Annotated in this window: 18 protein-coding genes; 5 read left to right on the forward strand and 13 right to left on the reverse strand. The window is 63.9% G+C overall.

Annotation, left to right across the window (positions count from 1 at the left end; translation table 11 throughout):
• Positions 1–82 precede the first annotated feature (82 nt).
• Positions 83–1165, reverse strand: a complete 1083-nt coding sequence (locus KUF59_RS26130) for a transporter (RefSeq protein WP_212458974.1) — start codon at positions 1163–1165, stop codon at positions 83–85.
• A gap of 129 nt (positions 1166–1294) precedes the next feature.
• Positions 1295–1741: a DUF2946 family protein gene (locus KUF59_RS44390; protein WP_408918123.1), complete on the reverse strand. Its 447-nt coding sequence runs from the start codon at positions 1739–1741 to the stop codon at positions 1295–1297.
• A gap of 163 nt (positions 1742–1904) precedes the next feature.
• Here KUF59_RS44390 and KUF59_RS26135 point away from each other — a divergent pair, with 163 nt between their 5' ends.
• The gene (locus tag KUF59_RS26135; protein WP_212458976.1) at positions 1905–3380 is read left to right on the forward strand and encodes an FAD-binding oxidoreductase; all 1476 of its coding nucleotides are present in this window, start codon (positions 1905–1907) and stop codon (positions 3378–3380) included.
• A gap of 31 nt (positions 3381–3411) precedes the next feature.
• Here KUF59_RS26135 and KUF59_RS26140 read toward each other — a convergent pair whose 3' ends face one another.
• Together KUF59_RS26140 and KUF59_RS26145 are read right to left on the reverse strand one after the other, a co-directional pair.
• Positions 3412–4971, reverse strand: a complete 1560-nt coding sequence (locus KUF59_RS26140; protein ID WP_212458977.1) for an acyl-CoA carboxylase subunit beta — start codon at positions 4969–4971, stop codon at positions 3412–3414.
• The gene (locus KUF59_RS26145; protein ID WP_212458978.1) at positions 4901–5878 is read right to left on the reverse strand and encodes an IclR family transcriptional regulator; all 978 of its coding nucleotides are present in this window, start codon (positions 5876–5878) and stop codon (positions 4901–4903) included. Before KUF59_RS26145 ends, KUF59_RS26140 begins: the two co-directional genes overlap by 71 nt.
• 96 nt (positions 5879–5974) lie before the next feature.
• Between KUF59_RS26145 and KUF59_RS26150 the strand changes: the two genes are divergently transcribed.
• The 4 genes from KUF59_RS26150 (at position 5975) to glsA (ending at position 11652) form a co-directional block, all read left to right on the forward strand.
• Entirely contained in the window at positions 5975–6196 is a 222-nt protein-coding gene (locus KUF59_RS26150) for an acyl-CoA carboxylase biotin carboxyl carrier protein subunit (protein ID WP_212458979.1), read from the forward strand.
• 170 nt (positions 6197–6366) lie between these two features.
• Positions 6367–7530 carry a TAXI family TRAP transporter solute-binding subunit gene (locus KUF59_RS26155; RefSeq protein ID WP_212458980.1) on the forward strand — a complete coding sequence of 388 codons (1164 nt, stop codon included), beginning with the start codon at positions 6367–6369 and terminating at the stop codon, positions 7528–7530.
• A gap of 49 nt (positions 7531–7579) precedes the next feature.
• Complete coding sequence (locus tag KUF59_RS26160; protein ID WP_212458981.1) at positions 7580–9808, forward strand: TRAP transporter permease; 2229 nt, start codon at positions 7580–7582, stop codon at positions 9806–9808.
• On the forward strand, positions 9805–11652 hold the full coding sequence (glsA, locus tag KUF59_RS26165; protein ID WP_212458982.1) for a glutaminase A: 1848 nt from the start codon (positions 9805–9807) through the stop codon (positions 11650–11652). Before KUF59_RS26160 ends, glsA begins: the two co-directional genes overlap by 4 nt.
• Positions 11653–11658: 6 nt before the next feature.
• On the opposite strand, the gene KUF59_RS26170 is transcribed toward glsA, so the two are convergent.
• The 9 genes from KUF59_RS26170 to denD all read right to left on the reverse strand — a co-directional run bounded on the left by KUF59_RS26170 (position 11659) and on the right by denD (position 19830).
• Entirely contained in the window at positions 11659–12186 is a 528-nt protein-coding gene (locus KUF59_RS26170) for a carboxymuconolactone decarboxylase family protein (RefSeq protein ID WP_212458983.1), read from the reverse strand.
• A 470-nt stretch (positions 12187–12656) separates the two neighbouring features.
• Positions 12657–13016, reverse strand: coding sequence for a Zn-ribbon domain-containing OB-fold protein (locus KUF59_RS26175; RefSeq protein ID WP_212458984.1), 360 nt, complete (start codon positions 13014–13016; stop codon positions 12657–12659).
• Positions 13013–14149: a thiolase family protein gene (locus KUF59_RS26180; RefSeq protein ID WP_212458985.1), complete on the reverse strand. Its 1137-nt coding sequence runs from the start codon at positions 14147–14149 to the stop codon at positions 13013–13015. The genes KUF59_RS26175 and KUF59_RS26180 overlap by 4 nt, the downstream gene beginning before the upstream one ends.
• Positions 14150–14274: 125 nt before the next feature.
• The gene (locus tag KUF59_RS26185) at positions 14275–15474 is read right to left on the reverse strand and encodes a CaiB/BaiF CoA transferase family protein (protein ID WP_212458986.1); all 1200 of its coding nucleotides are present in this window, start codon (positions 15472–15474) and stop codon (positions 14275–14277) included.
• A 131-nt stretch (positions 15475–15605) separates the two neighbouring features.
• Complete coding sequence (locus tag KUF59_RS26190) at positions 15606–15806, reverse strand: hypothetical protein (RefSeq protein ID WP_212458987.1); 201 nt, start codon at positions 15804–15806, stop codon at positions 15606–15608.
• A gap of 125 nt (positions 15807–15931) precedes the next feature.
• Positions 15932–17101 (reverse strand): acetyl-CoA acetyltransferase, encoded by a 1170-nt coding sequence (locus KUF59_RS26195; protein WP_212458988.1) that lies wholly within the window; start codon positions 17099–17101, stop codon positions 15932–15934.
• 55 nt (positions 17102–17156) lie between these two features.
• Positions 17157–17807 carry a bifunctional 4-hydroxy-2-oxoglutarate aldolase/2-dehydro-3-deoxy-phosphogluconate aldolase gene (eda, locus tag KUF59_RS26200; RefSeq protein ID WP_212458989.1) on the reverse strand — a complete coding sequence of 217 codons (651 nt, stop codon included), beginning with the start codon at positions 17805–17807 and terminating at the stop codon, positions 17157–17159.
• A gap of 25 nt (positions 17808–17832) precedes the next feature.
• Positions 17833–18813 (reverse strand): sugar kinase, encoded by a 981-nt coding sequence (locus tag KUF59_RS26205; protein WP_212458990.1) that lies wholly within the window; start codon positions 18811–18813, stop codon positions 17833–17835.
• Positions 18814–18843: 30 nt separating this feature from the next.
• Positions 18844–19830, reverse strand: a complete 987-nt coding sequence (gene denD / locus KUF59_RS26210; RefSeq protein WP_212458991.1) for a D-erythronate dehydrogenase — start codon at positions 19828–19830, stop codon at positions 18844–18846.
• Positions 19831–19888 lie beyond the last annotated feature (58 nt).

Genomic DNA, 19888 nt, shown 5'->3' on the forward strand with positions numbered 1-19888 from the left:
CTCATTCTCGCGACGATCCTATCAGAGACGGAATAGAGCGGCAGCCCCAATGAGGCCGCGTTCTCGTCTCTGGGACCTTGCGTCAGGGACCAAAGACGGCGGACACTCCGCCCAGAACCCGCCATGAGGGCGTTGCCTGGACGCCGTTGTAATTGTTGGTGACGGGCAAGCCGACCAGCACATAGCCTGACCAGTTTTCGACGGTGACCCGCAGTCCCGGCGAAACGTAGATCGTATTGCCGCCGGAGTTCGGATCAGCCACGCCTGCTATTCGCTGCTTGTCGTGCCATTCGCCGTTGATCTCGAGGATTGCGTCGAGTGCAACGTGCTTATGGGGGGCAGCCACCGGCTGAGCCTTGGTTGCCAGTCGATGATCGTGGCCAGCATGTGCATACGCATCCGGAGGGCCGTGCGAATGCGGCTCGGTCGCGGTTTCGCCGAACAACCGGTAGGAAAGTGCCGCATTGTAGAGAAGGCGATTGCCCAGGTTGGTATCCTGCGTGCCGGTCCCGGTCACGATTGCAAGCAGGTTGGCATGGAAACTCAATGCTGGGGTCAATCGCTGGCTGAAGGCGGCTCCAAACAGGCCATCCCAGGAACCTGATCCCGGCTGAAATTCAGCCTCAAACGTTTCACCGAACGGGTCCACCAGGTTGGTTCTTCCCGTCGGAGCTTTGAATCCGAACAGCACTGCCGCTTGCGTTCCTCTCACCGAGTCATTCAAGAAGCGGTATTGACCAAGCACGGTGACATCTCCGAACCCGGAGGTATCGCCACGGTCCCGCACCGTCGCGGGGTCGGCCGGGTCTTCCTGTACGCCTTCGAGAATGCCGGTGCGGCGTACCCATGGCAGGCGCAGCGACACGGTCAGATCATTAGTGACGCCGTAGGACAGCGCCAGAACCCGGCTCTCTACGGTTTGCAAGCCGTGGACATCGTTGCCGATGTTGGCCAGCAAAGTCTGATCGCTGAGCTGCTTGAGCCGGAGATATTCGACGTACGCAGAAACAGCAAATTGTCCCTGATCCAATGTCCCTGCACCGATCGTGAAAATGCCGCCGGCCCCACCGACGCCGCCAACGCCTGGATGATGTGCCGATGCAGCAGTCGCAGTGATCGCGGTCGATGCGACCAAAGCCGCGGTGAAAAGGCGTCGATAGATCATGTCTGCCCCCTACTGACCTTGCCGGCACACACCTGCCGCGAGTCCTGCGCGCTGTGTGGTTGCAATACGTCGGGTACGAAGTCGTCCGGACCGACCACCACGACAGGCAGCCTTAAGGACGTCGCCGGATCAGACAGCAATTGCTGGTGGAGCGCGACTCTGGGGGCGGGTCAGAAAGCGATCAACGTGACGATCGTTCCGAAGTTCGAAAGCGAGAGTTCGAGCCAACATGAACGCAGAACCCAGGGCCACCCGTTCCACGACGGCAAAATGGCTGCCTGCCCAGTTCGAGCATATTGGACACAATCTGCAGGCAGGGTTCTGGTCGCCAGGCGTCTCGTCAGCGGGGGCTTCGGTCGCGCCGTGACTGGAGCAGATTATGCTCAGGACAACGTCGATCGCATCGTCATGTTGCGCGATCGGGATCGAAAGCGGCGGCCCGGCCAGAGCGGGTTGCAGCAGACCTGCTATCGCAAGTCCCACAAGCAGGGCTCTGAGTATCCAGCGCGGAGTCACCTTGGTTAACCCCCAATACGCATACGTCCACGATCCGATGCTCGATCCGGGACTAACCATCGTCAATACCAGCGTCGCAATTTTGGGGATATGTAGCCTGGAGGACACGCGCGTGTCAGGCAGGTCCGGGGCATATTGCCGTTAGACTCCACGGCACAAACGTGGACAATACTGAAGCGTTTCACGCGCTCAGTACACGCCAAGATGTGCCCAGGGGAAACAAATGCCGGCTTCCGTACCGTCGTCCATACCCACCATCCCGACCGTTCCTTTGACTGCCGAAATGCGCGATTCGCTGCGCGCGATCGTGGGCGAGAAGGGCCTCATCGAGGACGAACATGGCAAGCAGCCGTTCGTGACGGATTGGCGTGGATTGACGGTCGGACGTGCCGGGGCCGTTGTTCGTCCCGCCAGCACCGAGGAAGTCTCTGATGTGGTCCGGCTTTGCCATGAGCACGGCATCGCGATCGTGCCGCAGGGTGGAAACACCGGGCTGATGGCCGGGGCCACGCCCTGGCCGTCACATACGGGCATCGTGTTGTCGCTTGGCCGCATGAACCGCGTCCTTGGCGTCGATGCCGTCGGCTACACGATGACGGTCGAGGCCGGCTGCGTCCTGCAGACTCTCCAGGAGATTGCGGCCGACCACGACAGGTTTTTGCCGCTCAGCCTTGGCGCCCAGGGCTCCTGCATGATCGGTGGCAATTTGTCGACCAACGCCGGCGGCGTGCAGGTGCTCCGCTATGGCAATGCGCGCAATCTCGTCCTGGGGCTCGAGGTCGTATTGGCCAACGGCGAGGTCTGGGACGGATTGCGCGCGCTCAAGAAGGACAACACGGGCTACGACCTCAAGCACCTCTTCATGGGCGCCGAAGGTACGCTAGGTATCATCACCAAGGCCGTCCTCAAGCTATGGCCGGCGCCCAAGGACGTGTGCACGGCGTGGCTGGCGATCCGCGATCCGCAGGCGGCCGTGGAGATACTGTCCGAGGCGCATGCGGCGTCCGAGGACAATGTCGGCTCCTGCGAGATATTGAGCCGCGCCGCCGTTGACCTGGTGCTCCGCCATATTCCCGGCACCCAGGATCCAATCAAGGCGGACATGCCATGGTACCTGCTGCTTGAATGGGCGTCTTCGCGCCCACGCCAGGACGGGGCTGACGGCATGTCCGAGAAGATGGAGCAGTTTCTCGAAGGTCAGCTCGAGGCCGGCCGCGTGCTCGATGCGGTGATCGCCCAGACGGTCAGCCAATCGCGCAACATGTGGCGCATCCGGGAATCCATGGCCGAGGCCCACCGAGCCGAGGGGCCGGGGCTGAGCTTTGACGTCTCGGTGGCGATCTCCAAAATTCCTGAGTTCATCGACAAGGGGTTGAAGGCTGTGCTCGACATTCTTCCGACGATCAGACCCTATCCGTTGGGACACATTGGCGACGGCAATCTGCATTTTTCGTTCATGGGGCCCAAGGGCATGGATCAGCAGACGCTGACCCAATACAAGGCCGCCATCACGCGTGCCGTGAACGATCTCGTCACCTCCATGGGCGGCTCGATCTCGGCGGAACACGGAATCGGCATGGACAAGCTCGACGAGCTCAGTCACTACCGATCGAAGACCGAGCTCGACATCATGCGAACGATCAAGCGAGCGCTGGATCCGCAAAACATCATGAATCCCGGCAAGGTGCTGCGGCTCTGATCGACGCCGGGGCAGAACACGCGCCTCACGCTTACGGCCGGATCGTCATGTTCTCCGGCGGCCCTACCTTGCGCAGCGGCTCGGCCAGGCGCGCGAACTCGCACAGCAGCGAGCGCGTCTTGCGGGGGTCGATGATCTCCTCGACCCAGAATTTTTCAGCGGAGCGGAACGGCGAGCGCAGCTTGTTGAGGCGATCCTCGATCTCCTTCAGCTTCGCAGCCGGGTCCTCCGCCGCATCGATGTCGGCGCGGTAGGCGGCTTCGATGCCGCCTTCGAGCGGCAGCGAGCCCCAATAGGCCGACGGCCAGGCGTAGCGGATCGAGAAGCGGTCGGCTGGCTGATGCACCACGCCGGCGACGCCAAAGGCGTTGCGCAGGATCACCGTGCACCATGGCACCGTGGTCTGGTTGACGGCGGCCATGGCGCGGACGCCGTGGCGGATGGTTGCGGCCTTCTCGGCGTCGAGGCCGATCATGAAGCCCGGGCAGTCCATGAGATAGACGATCGGCAGATGAAAGGTTTCGGCAAAGTCGACCCAGCGCACCACCTTCTGGCAGGCGTCCGCCGTCCATGAGCCGCCATAGTGGAAGGGATCGCTGGCGAGCACCATCACCGCCCTGCCCTCGAGCCGCGCGAGGCCAACGATGATCGGCTTGCCAAAGTTGCTGGCGACCTCGAAGAACGAACCCTTGTCGACGACGGCATCGATGATCGGCCGCATCTTGTAGACCTGGCGGCGGCCGCGCGGCACCGCTTTCATCAGGGCTTCCTCGGTGCGCTCCGGATCATCCTGGCATGGCAGCGTCGGCGGCAATTCGTAGACCGACGACGGCAGGTAGGACAAAAAGCGCCGTGCGCAGACAAACGCCTCTTCCTCGGTCTCGACCGCATGGTCGATCGCGCCGGCCTTCGTCTGGATGTCAGCGCCGCCGAGATCCTGTTTTGACAAATCCTGCCCGAGCCGTTTCACGACCGGGGGACCTGCGACAAACATCGCGGACGTCTTGGTCATGATGGAGTAATGGCTCGCCGCAAGGCGCGCCGCGCCAAGCCCGGCCACGGAGCCGAGGCCGAGTGCGACGACCGGCACGCGGGACAGATTCTCCGTCGTGAAGCGATACCAGCGGGTGCCGCCGATGCCGCCAGGCAGATTGGCCGCGCCCTTGGTCTCGATCGTCTTGACCGAACCACCGCCACCCGAGCCTTCGATGATGCGGATGATGGGCAGGCGGAAATCGTGCGCCATCTCCTCGGCCATCAACGGCTTTGCCGAGATCGAGGCGTCGGCCGAGCCGCCGCGCACGGTAAAATCGTCGCCGACTACGACGATTGTGCGGCCGTCGACGCGCGCGCGGCCGAACACGCAGTTCGCCGGCGTCACATGCTTGAGGTCGCCTTTCTGGTCGTATTCGCCGATGCCGGAGACCGCACCGATCTCGTGAAAGCTGCTCTTGTCGACCAGTTTTCCGATGCGCTCCCGAACCGTCAGCCGGCCCTGGTCATGCTGTCGCTTGACCTTGTCAACGCCTCCCATCTCGCGCGCGAACGCTTCGCGCCGAGCGAGCTCGTCGAGTTCCGGCTTCCAGGTCATTCACTCCCTCCGACGTGATGGGCTTGTTATTGTTATGAACCGCCACCGCAATCGGCTTCCGTTCGAGGCGAGAGTTGAGGAAATCGCCTTCGGCACCTTCGAGCAGGCCACCCACGGCACGGCCGAGCTCGATCATCAGCGGCGCGACTTCGCGATGCAGCCGCTCTTCGTCATACATCGCCGCCAGCAGGCCGATCGTGACCACGACGACGGTCTGGTATTGCGGCGACCACAGCGGCACCGCGAGGCCGTTGATGTGCGGGCTCCACAGCCCGCAGGTCACGACATAGCCATGCTCGCGCAAAAACTGGCGATTGGCCTCGATGCGCGGCTTCAACAGCTTTGCGGAATCTGGGACCTCGCGCTCCATCTCTGCAATCAAGGCATCACCGATCTCCGGCTGAAGCGCCGCCGTGTAGGCCGCGCCCGCCGCGGTGGAGGCCATCGAGATGCGGCTGCCCGTGACCTCGTGCAGGCCGAGCGCGCTCGCCGAGCGTGCGAACTCGAAATAGACCAGATGGAAACGATCGGGGATGACGAAGCCGACGGTGCCGGGCAATTGCTCGGCGACGTCAGCCAAGCGCTGGCGGATCAGGTTGCGAAGCTGAAGGCCCTTCATCATCGAGGAGCTCATCGCCACCGCGCTCGGGCCGATGCGGTATTTCTGATCGCGCGGCAGATAAACGAGCTGGCCCATCCGGGTCAGCGTGTGGGTCAGGCGCGATACGGTCGATCGCGGCAGGCCGCAGCGATTTGAGATTTCGAGATTGCCGAGCCGGGCTTCGTGGCCCTCGAAGCATCGCAACACATCGAATGCGCGCGATACGACCTGGATGACATCACCCTCGCCTGATCCATCACCGGCGAGCATTCCTTGCTTACTCAAGCGCTCCGAACGTCGTCCCATGTTCCCTACCAGTTGTTCCGCTGTGCGGAATTAAATTCCGCTTGAAGGACACGCTACATCAGGCATTTTGCGACCACAAACAAAAAGGCGAATGGCATGCCAGATATCAAGATTGTCACGGAGGTCGCAGGACGCGTCTGCGCGCTTCCCGTTGAGGTTGGAGGAAGCGTCGCAGATGGCGACGAAATTGCATTCGTCGAAGCCATGAAGATGGAGATCCCGGTTCCCTCGCCTGCGGCGGGCACGCTCACATCGCTTCTCGTCCAGCTCGACGATGTCGTTGCCGAAGGTCAGGCGATCGCGATCCTGAGGCGCTGATCAAATATCGTCTTGCGAGCAGACGCCGCGACAAACTGTCTGCGGGATTGGGGTCGCGGTACGGCGTTGCCATCGCCTGATCGCGGTGACATGATCGATCCAAGCAAAAAATCCTCGTGAAAAAGCGAGGAACTTCGCTGCGAAATGCGAAGGACACTGGAGGGAGAAACATGCTTCGTGGGCTGTTCGTGCTTGCGCCTGCCTTGGTGGCAGGCATTTCTTTTGCGTCTACACGCTATGCCGTCGCTGACGACGTCAAGCTTCCGCCGACACTGACATTCACGGCCTACGACACTGGCACCGCCGGCTTCAACATCGCCGTCGGCGTCGGCAAGATGATGAAGGACAAATACGCGACCGACGTCCGCGTGCTGCCGGCCGGCAATGACGTCGCGCGGCTCGCGCCACTGCGCGCCAAGCGCGCGGCCTCCGCGGCGATGGGATCCGGCACTTACTTTGCGCAGGAAGGCGTGTTCGAGTTCGGCGCTAGGGAATGGGGACCGCAGGCGCTGCAGCTCATGCTGTCCTCGGTCGACTGCAATTGCGGCTCGCTCGCCGTTGCGGCCGATGCCGGCGTCAAGGAGCTGAAGGACCTGAAGGGCAAGCGCGTCGGCTTCGTCGTCGGCTCGCCTGCGCTGAACCAAAACTCGCTCGCCGTGCTCGCTTTTGCAGGACTGACGCAAAGCGACGTCAAGGTCGTCGAGTTCGCAAGCTATGGCGCGATGTGGAAGGGCCTGATCAACAACGACACCGACGCCGCCTTCGGCACCACCATTACCGGCCCCGCCAAGGAAGCCGAGACCTCGCCGCGCGGCCTGGTCTGGCCGCCGCTGCCCGCCAGCGACAAGGAAGGCTGGGCGCGCATGCTCAAGGTCGGCTCGTTCTTCTTCCCGCAGCTTGCGACCTGCGGCGCCGGCATCTCGAAGGAGAAGCCGGTCGAGCTCGGCAACTACCCCTACCCGATCTTCGTCGCCTACGCGGCGCAACCCGCCGACCAGGTCTACGCCATGACCAAGGCGATGATCGTCAACTACGACACCTACAAGGACTCCGCACCCGGCGCCGGTGGTCTGGCCGCCGACCGCCAGACCAAGAACTGGGTGGTGCCGGTGCACCCGGGTGCCGTGAAGGCGCTGAAGGAAGCCGGGCAATGGAGCGACGCGCAAGAAGCCCATAACAACGCGCTCTACAAGCGCCAGGACGTGCTGGCGACGGCATGGGCTGACTACGGCAAGTCCAATCCGCCCGCCGACGAGAAGGCTTTTCTCGACGGCTGGATGAAGGCGCGCGCCTCTGCACTCGCCAAGGCCAACATGCCGAACGGCTTTGATTGACAACGGCTAGCTTGCGGCGAAACTCGGTCAGGATGCGGGGGAAACGGTGATGTCCGAAAACACGGCAGCGCCGGCGAAGAAGATCGAGTTCGAGGACCCGCATCTCTCCGCCGCCGCCGACTTGCAGGAAGCCGAGGTCACGCGCGTGCGCGCCTTGCGCGGCGCGTGGCGCTGGGCGCTGATCGTGCTGACGGCGGCGACCATCCTGCTCTGCGTCAACCAGCAATTCTCGCTGCGCTTCTTCATCGACTACACCCAGCTCAACACCGAATATTTCTACCTGCTGATCGCGCTAATGCTGCCGTTCACGTTCCTGATGTTCCCGGGATCGCAGACCGCGCCGCTCGACCGCATCCCCTGGTACGACCTGCTGCTGTTCGCGCTGACATTCGGCTCGGCGATCTGGCTGATGCTCAACATCCGCAAGGCGGCGCAATTCGGCTGGGAGTTCGACGGTGCTCCGACCAACGTCATCGTCGCCGGCCTCATCATGTGGTTTGTGCTGATGGAGGCGCTGCGCCGCACCGGCGGCTGGAGCCTTTTGCTCAGCGTTCTGCCGTTCACCCTCTATCCAATGTTTGCGGACGCCAAATGGCTCGGACCGTTCCGCGGCACGCAGTCGACGCTGCAGCAGACCACCGCCTATCACATGCTTTCGGGCGAGAGCCTGCTGGGAATCCCGATCCAGGCGTTTGCCGACACCGTCATCGGCTTCCTGGTGTTCGGCACCGCGCTGATGATGACGGGTGCCGGAAAATTCTTCATCAACATCGCCTTTGCGATGTGCGGCACGTTCCGTGGCGGCGCGGCAAAGGTCTGCGTGTTCGCCTCCGGCCTGCTCGGCACCGTGGGCGGCAGCATCGTCTCCAACGTGCTGACCGCCGGTACCATGACCATCCCGGCCATGAAGAAGACGGGGTTCACCCCGTCCTATTCCGGCGCGATCGAGGCTTGTGCATCGACCGGCGCGGTGCTGGCACCGCCGGTGCTTGGGGCCACCGCCTTCGTGATGGCGCAGTTCATGAACACGGGTTATGCGGATGTCGCACTCGCCGCGACCATTCCGTCGGTGCTGTATTATGTCGGCCTGTTCGCGCAGGTCGACGCCTACGCCGCCCGCCACAAGCTGAAGGGCATACCGCGCGCCGAGCTGCCGCGCTTCTGGGACGCGTTCAAGGATGGCTGGTACTACCTCTTCGTCATCGTCGTGCTCGTGGTCATGCTGCTCTATTTCAAGCGCGAGAGCCACGCACCGTTCTACGCATCGGTGCTGCTGGTGATTTTGCACCAGTGGTCGGGACCTGCGCCGTGGAAGCTCGGCAATACGGCCGTGTTGATCCTCTCGATCGTCGCGACCGCCGCCATGTTCTGGTTCGGCGTTCTCAATGCCGCGCTCTGGGGCATGTGCCTGCTCGCAGCGCTCAACGAGTTCTTTCCGGGCAAGAACTGGGGCGGCGCGCGCTGGCTGCACTTCCTTGAGCTGAACGGCAAGACCTTCGTCGAGCTGATCGCGATCCTGGCCGGCTGCGGCCTCCTGATCGGCGCCTTTTCGCTCACCGGCGTGATCTCGAGCCTCGCGAACGACCTCCTCAACATCGCCGGCGGCGACGCTTTCCTGCTGCTCATCATGTGTGCCGTCACCAGCCTGATCCTCGGCCTCGGGCTGACCACGACGTCCTGCTACATCTTCCTCGCCATTTTGGTGGCGCCGGCGCTGGAGAAGCTCGGGCTCAACAAGATGGCCGTGCACATGTTCATCTTCTACTGGGGCATGCTGTCCTCGATCACGCCGCCGGTCGCGATCGCTTCCTTCGCGGCGGCCGGCATCGCCGGTGCGCCTGCGATGAAGACGGGCTGGGAGAGCATGTGGGTCGGCAGCATCATCTACTTCATTCCGTTCTTCTTCGTGCTGAACCCGGCGCTGCTGCTCCAGGGCAGCAACCCTTACCCTGAGGCGCTCGGGCTCACGGCGCTGGCGTGTTTCGGTATCGTCTTCATCTGCGGGGGCATCCAGGGCTACCAGGCCTATGTCGGCGATCTCCGCAACGCCGGGTTCATGGAATGGCCGATCCGCATTCTACTGGTCATCGGCGGCTTCGTGATCGCGACACCCGGCGGCGGGATCATGCCGCTGTCGCAGATGCAGGTGACGTTGCTCGGGCTCGCAATCCTGCTGCCGACGCTTCTGATCGCGCTGCTGCTGGTTCGGCGGCAGGCTGCCTGCCCTACCGGACGGGTTGCGCGTGCGCTGATTGCGTTGCACAACAGGAGGCGATGAAACCGCAATCGCCCGCCGCCGACGCCTGGACCCGCTCGAACCCGCCCTTGCTGCGGTTTCTCAACACTTGCCTCAATGAATTCTCGGCGGAGACGTCCGGCACCGTGGCCGACTACATCCCCGAGCTCGGCAAGGCCGACCCTGCCCATTTTGGCATCAGCCTCGCGACCCTGGACGGTCATGTCTACGAGGTCGGCGACAGCCGGGTCCCCTTCACCATCCAGTCGATGTCAAAACCGTTCGTGTTCGCCCTGGCGCTGGACATGCTGGGCGCCACCAAGGTGGAAAGCGCGATCGGCGTCGAGCCCTCGGGCGACCCCTTCAACTCGATCCGCCTCAACGCCGACAATCATCCCTTCAATCCGATGGTGAACGCCGGCGCGATCGCCTGCACCGGGCTGATCCACGGCAGCAAGGGCGATGCCGCGTTCGAGGAGATCCGCAAGGCGCTCGGACGCTTCGCCGGGCGCGAGCTCGACGTCGACGAGGCCGTCTACACCTCGGAAAGCCAGACCGGCGACCGCAACCGCGCCATCGCTTATCTCCTGAAGACCAATTCGGTCATCGCCGACAATGTGGCTGCCGTGCTCGACGTCTATTTCCGGCAATGCGCCGTTTTGGTCACGGCGCGCGACATTGCCGTGATGGCCGCAACCCTCGCCAATCGTGGCATCAATCCCGTCACCGGCGAACAGGTGATGACGCCCTACGCTATCTCGCGCACGCTGTCGGTAATGACCTCGTCGGGCATGTACGACTACGCCGGCGAGTGGATCTACCGCATCGGCATTCCCGCCAAGAGCGGCGTCGGCGGCGGCATTTTGGCCGCGCTCCCCGCCCGGCTCGGGCTCGGCAGCTATTCGCCAAAGCTCGACAAGCACGGCAACAGCGTGCGCGGCATCAAGGTCTGCGAGGCCCTGTCCTCGCACTACGACCTTCACATGCTCAATCGCAGCGACGACGCGCGCAACGCCGTTATCGCCGACTACGACATCGGCAAGAGTCCGTCACGGCGCGTCCGCCGCCCGCAGGAGCGCGAAATCATCGCCGCGCATGACCAGGATGTGCGGATCATCGAGCTGGTCGGCACGCTGTCGCTCTCCGCGGTAGATTATGTTTCGCGGCGACTCGCGGCCCGGCCGCGGCCGCAATTCGTGATCTTCGACCTTCACCGCGTCACCTCTACCACCCGCGCCGGCGCGCGGCTCATCGCCGAAGCCTTTGCGGAGCTCGCAGCGCTTAACATCACCGTCGTCATATCAGGTGTCAAACGCGCATCGAGGGAATGGGATAGCTTGCGGGAATGGACGGCAGAGCTGAGGAACGTCCGCGACTTCTATTTGCTCGATACCGCCATCGAATGGGTCGAAGACCAGATCGTCTACCGCTACGGCGGCTCGATCGATTTTCACGAGACCACCGAGCTTGCCGAACAGCCGCTGCTCGCCGGCCTTACCGACGAAGAGCTGACCGACCTCGCCTCGCTCTGCACGATCAGGAACTATCAGGCCGGCGAGAAGATCGTCGCCACCGGCGATCCCGCCAATTCCCTGTTCTTCCTGCGCTCGGGTGCCGTGCATGTCACGCTGACGGACGGCGTGCGGCTGGCGACGCTGACCGCGGGCATGGCCTTTGGCGAAATGGCGCTACTCGAATCCACCCGCTCCGCCGACGTGCTGGCTGATATATCGGCCACCGCTTACGAAGTCGCGCTCGGGGACTTTGAGCGCTTCCGCAAGCAGCATCCACGCGCCGGCGAGCGCATCATGCGCAACCTCGCGCAACTGCTCGCCGACCGCCTGATCGTAGCGAATGCGAGGGTGGATATCCTGACGTCGATGTAGCCTCGCCTAGCCGACGACCTCCGTCACCGGCTGGAGGTCGATCTCAAACGTCTCGAGGAATTTCGATGTCATGATGTAGAAGCCGACCGAGAGCTGCAATTCGACCAGTGCGCCGGGCGTCAGCTTTGCCGCGATCGCCTTGAACGTCGCGTCAGTCGTCTTGTTCAATTTGACGATCTCATCGGTGAAGGCGAGTGCTGCGCGCTGCGTTTCGGTAAAGCAGGTCGCGGACTGCCAGTTTACAAGCGCCTCGTTCTGCTCGTCGGTGACGCCGACATTCTTGCCGATGCGCTTGTGGGCGATGACCTCGTAGGGCGCCTCGCAGAGGATCCCGGTGCGGGTGATAGCAAGTTCCCGCACGATCGGGTCAAGCTCGCCCCTGCTGCGGATCGCGCCGCCGAGCCGGCAATACTGCACGAAGTAGTCGGGCGAATGCGACATCATGCGAAAGATGTTGGCATTGCGATTCTTGGCGAGAATCTCGCGTGTTCGGTCGGATGCTATCGCGGGATCGGCGTAGTCGATACGAGCCATCAGTCACCTTGGGTCTTGGTTTTATTGTCGTTTTGTCCTCGAATTCCCGAGACTATTCGTGCGTAGACGCAAGAGCAACATCATCTCTCCAAATTGCCGCCGCATTACTGATCGACCTTGAGACAGTGCAGTGTTCGCTGAGTGGGGACTCATCGAAGCGAATGCTCGCCGTGGGGTGTTCCGAGTAAAAAAACTTGACCGTCGGCTGCGCAGCGCGCGCAACGATGAGTCACGCCCAGGTTTAGGGAGAGAACGGCATGAAGGAAGCCACCAGGAGGGCGGCCTCGGAAGCGCTCGCGCATATGCTGGCGGTGACGGCGATGCTCGTCATCGCCAGCATATTGTTCTACGGGCGTTAGTAGGCGTTTGGGAGTATTCGTCATTCAGGGGTGGCGCCTCGCACAGCGCCAGACCCAGAATTCCCGTTCCAGGCTCGGTCCCTTGGACCGCCCCCGAATGACGAAATCCCGCTAATTCTTCTTGGTGAAGAACGGCACGAGCCTTCCGGCGAACGGCACAAAGCTCGCGGTGACTTCGTCGCCGATGGCGAGATCCTTCTCGCCATGCGCCATCATCCGAAAGCCCTCGGCGCAATCGACCAACAGGATGTTGTAGGGCGCGTGCGCCTTCGTTTCCGGCGTCGCGGCCCGGCACACCAGCGAAGTCGCGTAGACCCTGCCCTTGCCGCTCGCACGCTGTTCGCTTGGATCGGCCGCACCGCAGGCCGCGCAGAAGGCGCGATGGAAGTATTGTACGCGGCCGCAGGCGCGGCAGGCCTGATAGACGATCACCTGCTCGCCTTTGGTCCAGTCAGCTGGCCGCTCGCTCATCGCACCCGCTCCAGAAACATGGTGACGTGAGAGGACAACACACCGCCGTCGCCATGCAGCAGCGCCATCGAGGCATCGCGCACCTGGCGACTTTGCGCGCGTTCCGTCATCTGCAAATGCGTTTCGACCAGATGTGCCATCGCACCGCCGACGCCGCAATGGCCATAGCTCAACAGGCCACCATGGGTGTTGAGCGGCATGGCGCCGTCGCGGCTGAAATGTCCGGAGCGCACACGCGCCGCCGCCTCGCCCCGCCCCGCGAGACCGAGATCCTCGAGCAGCATCGCGAGCGTGATGGTAAAGCTGTCGTAGACCGCGGCGTAACGCACATCCGATATCGCGACACCAGCGGCCTGCTTGGCGCGCGCAATCGAGATCTCGGCGCCGAGCTCGCTCAGCGCCGGCGCAGCCGTAACGTGCTGATGGGTGTGAGCCTGCGCGCAGCCACGCACCTTCACGCCAGCGCCGCCGGTTCGCTCACGACTGATCACGAACGCCGCACCGCCGTCGGAGACCGGGCAGCAGTCGAGCAGTTTGAGCGGCATCGCGACCGGTTTAGACGCCATGACATCTGCAACCGTGATCGGCTCGCGGAATTGCGCACCGGGATGGGTGCAGGCGTACGCCCGCATCAATACCGCGAATTCGGCGAGGTCCTCTTCAGTCACGCCGTATTCGTGCATGTAGCGCGAGGCAACGAGGCCGTAATAGGCGGGGATGGTCGGGCCCAGTGGCACCTCATAGTCGGGATGGCCGACCTGCGCCAGCGCCTGGATGGAGGCGTCGCGGCTCTGACCGGTCAGGCGGTTCTCGCCGGCAACGACCAGCACATGCCTGACGACGCCGGCTTCGACGAGTTGATGCGCCAGCATGGTCATCGCAAGCCCGGTGGCGCCGCCGACCTGTACCGCATGGGCATAGCTCGGGCGGATGCCAAAATGCTCGGCGAAGACGGTCGCCAGCATGATGTGCGGCGAGACGGTCGAGTAGCCGCAGAGGATTGCGTCGATGTCAGCGCGCTTCAGCCCGGCATCGTCGATCGCAAGCTGCGCGGCCTTGCTCATCAGGTCGAGCGACGACGAGCCTTCATGCTTGCCGTAAGGTGTCAGCCCGACGCCGGTGACGAAGCTCATGATGTTCCCTCCACGTCGTCATTCCGGGGCGATGCGCCAGCATCGAACCCGGAATCTCGAGATTCCGGGTTCGGTCCTGCGGACCGCCCCGGAATGACGGATGAGAGAGTCATCGTGCTTCCCCCCTATTCCGGCGGCGAGCGGGTGACGCCGTCGCGGATCAGCGCCGCGATCTCGTCAGCGGTATAGCCGATCTCGCGCAAGATCTCATCGCCGTGCTCGTTGAGCCGCGGCGCCAGCCGCACTGGCTCGGCCTCGGTCTCCGACCAGGCAGCGGTCACCTTCATGCTGCGGATCGGCCCTTCGGTCGGATGATTGACGACAGGAAAGAAGTCGGTGGCGACCAGATGCTCGTCGCCCAGAATGGTCTGGAGATCGTGCATGGGCATGACCGGCACGTCGGCCTTGGTGAGCAGATCGATCCACTCCGCCGTCGAACGGGTCTCGAAGATCCGCGCGAGCTCGGCGTAGACGAAGTCGATATTGGCGGCGCGGCCGGCGAAGCTGGCGAACCGCTTGTCCGCCCGCAGGTCATCGCGGCCGGTGGCCTCAAAGAAGTTCTCCCACTGCTTGTCGTTGTAGACGATGACGCTGAGATGGCCGTCTGATGTCTTGTAGGGCCTGCGGTCGCGCGACAGATGGCGGGCATAGCCGCCCTTGTCGAGCGGCGGCTCGAAGGTGAGCCCGCCCATGTGATCGCCCATGACGAAGCCAGCCATGGTCTCGAACATCGGGATATCCACGCGCTGGCCGCGTCCGGTGCGGTCGCGGTGCACGATGCTCGCGCAGATCGCGCCGACCGCGGTCAGGCCGACGATGCGATCGACCAGCGCATTCGGCACGTAGCGCGGCACGCCGTCGCCGGTTTGCGCCATCAAGGCGGGAAGCGCGGTCGCGCCCTGGATCAGATCGTCATAGGCGGGCTTTGCGGCGTAGGGACCGTCCTGGCCGAAGCCGAACACGCCGGCATAGACCAGGCGCGGATTGATCGCGGAGACGACGTCATAGCCGAGCTGGAGCCGCGCCATCGCCTGGGGGCGGACGTTGTAGACCAGCACGTCGGCATCCCTGATCAGGCGCAGCACGGCCTCGCGCCCCGCCGGCTTCTTCAGGTCGAGGCAGATGCAGCGCTTGCTGCGGTTGGTGTTGAGGAACACCGGGCCCATGCCGGTGTGCCGCATCGGGCCGATCAGGCGGGTTACGTCACCATCAAGCGACTCCACCTTGATGACGTCGGCGCCGTAGTCGCCGAGCATCTGGGTGGCATAGGGCCCCATCAGCACGGTCGTCATGTCGATGACCTTGATGCCCTGTAGCGGCCCCATCGTTCTCTCCCGATTGCGCGGGCTCACAAGCGAGCCTTGCGATTTCGGTCAGCTAACGGCAGCGCTCTGTCGCAAGCAAGGGCGGCCGGCGTATGGCCGCATGCGCGGCGCGGACCGCCGCGATCGCCCGCTTATTTCTTCTGGCGGGCTTCGCGGATCTTGAGCAGCCGGTCGAGCTCGTCGTTCTGCTGGTTGATGCGGTCGGCGATGCGCGCCTCGTTCTGCTCGCCCGAAGCGGCCGCGGCCTGCTCGATGAGCTGCCTGATGTTGCTTTCGAGGATCGCGATGCGATCGTTGATTTCGTCCAGTGATAGCGAGCTGTCATTGCTCATGATGCATTCCCTGCAAATCAATCAAGAGCAGCAGGGTGGGCAAAGCGAAGTGTGCCCACCTTGATTTAACGCAAAGCGGAAGGTGGGCACGGCGCTATGCGCGCCTTTGCCCGTCCTACGCAACCTTACTTCAGCGGCTCCAGGATGGAGACGTAGTTGGCAACGGCCGCACCGCCCATGTTGAAGATGCCGCCGAGCCTGGCGTTTTTGAGCTGCATGCCCTCGGGCGCCTGTCCCGCAAGCTGCATCGCGGTCATCACGTGCATCGAGACGCCGGTGGCACCGATCGGATGTCCCTTGGCCTTCAGCCCGCCGGACGGATTGACCGGCAGCTTGCCTTCCTTGAGCGTCCAGCCTTCCTTGATGGCGCGGGCGCCCTGCCCCTTCGGCGTCAGGCCCATCGCTTCATATTCGATCAGTTCGGCGACCGTGAAGCAGTCATGGGTCTCGACGAAGGAGAGGTCGGACAGCGTGACGCCCGCCTTCGCCAGCGCGCGCTGCCAGGCAACCGTGCAGCCCTCGAACTGGAGGATGTCGCGCTTGGACATCGGCAAGAAGTCCTGGGCGTGCGCGGTGGCGCGGAAGCCGATCGACTTCGTCATGCCCTTCGCGGTCTCGGCATCAGCCAACACCAGCGCCGCGGCGCCGTCGGACACCAGCGAGCAATCCGTGCGCTTCAGGGGACCCGCAACATAGGGGTTCTTCTCGCTCTCGGAGCGGCAAAAATCGAAGCCAAAATCCTTGCGCATCTGGGCAAAGGGATTGGCAACGCCGTTCTTGTGGTTCTTGGCGGCGATCAGCGCCAGCGCATCGGACTGGTCGCCATATTTCTGGAAATAGCCACTCGCGATCTTGCCGAACACACCGGCGAAGCCGCCGACCGTATCGCCATCTTCCGGCAGATAGGATGCCTTGAGCAGGTTCTTGCCGATCTCGGGACCCGGGGTGCGCGTCATCTGCTCGACGCCAACGACCAGCACGATCTTGGCCGCACCGGCCGCGATCGCACGGATGCCCTGGTGGACGGCGGCCGAACCCGTCGCGCAGGCGTTTTCCACCCTCGTCGCCGGCTTGAAGCGCAGATGCGGATCGGCCTGGAGCACCAGCGAGGCGGTAAAATCCTGCGGGGAGAAGCCGGCGTTGAAATGGCCAAGCACGATCTCGTCGACGTCGGAGGCGGCAATGCCGGCATCCGCGAGCGCCTCATTGGCGACGCGCGTGACGAGGCTCTCCACTGTTTCGGTGTCGAATTTGCCGAACGGCGTATGCGCCCACCCGACGATGCTGGCGGTCATGGTTGTTCTCCCTAGTCTTGCCTGGACCGATTCTTAGCCCATCGATGGCAAGACTTCACCCGGCTTTGAGGCTTTTCAGGGTGCGCTGGCAGATGGCAGTTATGCCGGCCCAGTTCCCGGCCTTAACTTCCGCCGTCGGGCATAGCCAGGAACCGCCAACCGCCAGCACGTTGGGTTCGGCGAGCCAGGTTGCCGCGTTGGCTTCGCCGACCCCGCCGGTCGGGCAGAACCGCACGTTCGGAAACGGACCGCCAAGGGCACGCAAGCCCTTGATGCCGCCCGCCTGCTCGGCCGGGAAGAATTTTGCCAGATCAAAGCCGAAGGCCAGTGCCTGCATCAGCTCGGACGCCGTTGCAATGCCCGGCGCGAACGGCAAGGCACTGCCGGCCGCAGCCTTCAGGAGGTCGGGCGTGCCGCCGGGGCTGATACCGAATTTTGCGCCCAGCGCCTCGGCCCGCGCGAGATCGGCCGGATTGAGGATCGTCCCGATGCCGACGATTGCCTCGGGCACCTCCGAAATCATCGCCTTCGCCGCATCAGCCGCGACCGGGGTACGCAGCGTCACCTCGAGCGTACGGACGCCGCCCGCGACCAGCGCACGCGCCAGCGGCACCGCATCCTCGAGGCGCTCGATGGTGAGCACGGGAATGACGGTCGCGGCCTTGAACAGTGCGGCGAGTTTTTCCTGCTTGGCGGTCATGGTCATGGTGCAGCAATCTTATTTGGAAGTTTTACTTAGATGCTTGGCGCGAATTGGCCGAACGGTGCCGCCGCTTCGGCGGCATGGCATAGGGCGGGATGATGGCGCCGGGATAGCAGATCACGAGACCGGCGAGACGATGGCCGGCATGCGCGGCCTCGACCGGGTCGGCATCGGCAAGCCGGGCGGCGATATAGGCCGCCGCAAAACTGTCGCCGGCAGCCGTGGTGTCGACCACAGGCTTCGTCACCGGCTCGGCCCTCACCTCGCTGGAGCCGCCGGGAAAGCGCAACAGGCTGACGGGCTCGGCGAGCCGCAGCACCAGCTCAGGCGCGGGAATGCGCGCCATGAGTTGGGTGTGGCTTTCGCCGGGGTAGAGCGTGGTCATGTCTTCGGTCGAGCACAGGACGATGTCGGCCGTCTCGAAGGCGGCAGCAAACGCCCGGCGCGCGACGTCGAGGTCGGGCCAGCCACGCGCGCGGAAATTGGTGTCGAACACGAAGCGGGTGCCGAGCAGGCGCGCGCGCTTCACCGCGGCCAGCAGGCGCTCGCGGCCGCTCTCGGTGTAGATCGAGAGCGTGATGGCCGAGAGGTAGACGATGTCGTAGCCCATCAGCGAATTCAGGATCTCGTCCGTCTCCGGCACGTCCATCAGCCGGCGCGCGGCGGAGTTCTCGCGCCAGTGAAAGAACTGCCGCTCGCCCCTCGCATCGGTCTGGATCATGTAGAGGCCGGGCAGCTTGCCGGGCAGCCGCAGCACCCGCCGCGTGCCGACGTTCTCCGCGGTCCAGGCCGCGATCATCTCGTCGCTCAGGGCGTCGTCACCGAGCGCTGTGAGATAGTCGACCTTGACCTCGAGGCGCGCGAGATAGACGGCGGTGTTGAGCGTGTCGCCGCCAAAGCCGCGCGAATACAGGCCGCCGCCCTGCCCGGCGGACTGTCCTGATGACTGTCCGCCTTGAGCCTGCCGGAGCTCGATCATGCATTCGCCGATGCAGGCTACGTTCGCCATGGCTTCACCTGCGCCATTCAACAGTTCGAGCTAAGCAACGAAATTACCGCCGAGCTCGTCTTCGATGTGAATGCGGATGATGTCGTCGAAGGTCTTTTCGGCGGTGGTGAAGCCGAGCTCGCGCGACCGCCGCGCATCGAAGTTGCGCGGCCAGCCGCCGACGATGCCGACGATGAAGGGGTCCGGTTCGCGCTTGATGCGCGCGGCGACCTTGTCGCCCGCGACCCGCTTCAACGCCGCGATCTGCTCGCCGACGGTCGCCGACAGGCCCGGCATGGTGAGGTTGCGGCGCGGGCCGACCGCGGCGAGATCCATCGTGCCGGCATGCAGCAGAAAGCCGACGGCCGAGCGTGGCGTCGCATGCCAATGACGGACGTCCTCGGACACCGGCAGCACCGCTTCATTGCCCGCGAGCGGCTCGCGCAAGATGTTGGAGAAGAAGCCGGATGCCGCCTTGTTGGGCAGGCCCGGCCGGATGCAGATGGTCGGCAGGCGGATGCCGATGCCGTCGAGGAAGCCGCGGCGGGAATAATCGGCCAGCAGCAATTCGCCGATCGCCTTCTGCGTGCCGTAGCTGAGCAGCGGCGTGTGGAAGAATTCATCGCCGATCGCATCGGGGAACGGCGCGCCGAACACTGCGATCGACGAGGTGAACACCACGCGCGGCTTGTAGCCGCCCCCAGTGAGCCTTATGGCGTCGAGCAGCATCCGCGTGCCGTCGAGATTGATGCGGTAGCCCTTGTCGAAATCGAGCTCGGCTTCACCGGAGACGATCGCGGCGAGATGGAAGATCACATCGGGGCGGCCGGCGATCAGCTTCTCGGCTGCGCCCGGAACGGCGAAATCGCCCGACACGGTGTCGACGGGGAAGCCGGCCTTCTCCGGCTTCTTCGGCTCGACCACGTCATGCATGGTCAGGCGGGTGATGTCGCCCTTGCCGAGGCGGCCGTCGCGCAGCAAACGTTCGCACAATTTGCGGCCGACCATGCCGGCAGCGCCGAGAACCAGAATGTGCAAGAGCCAGACTCCTTCTTATTGGTCTTGAGCGCGCCGCCTCGACGCGAACTGTATCCGG

Origin of the sequence: Bradyrhizobium arachidis, assembly GCF_024758505.1 — a bacterium.
Taxonomy (GTDB): Bacteria; Pseudomonadota; Alphaproteobacteria; order Rhizobiales; family Xanthobacteraceae; genus Bradyrhizobium; species Bradyrhizobium manausense_C.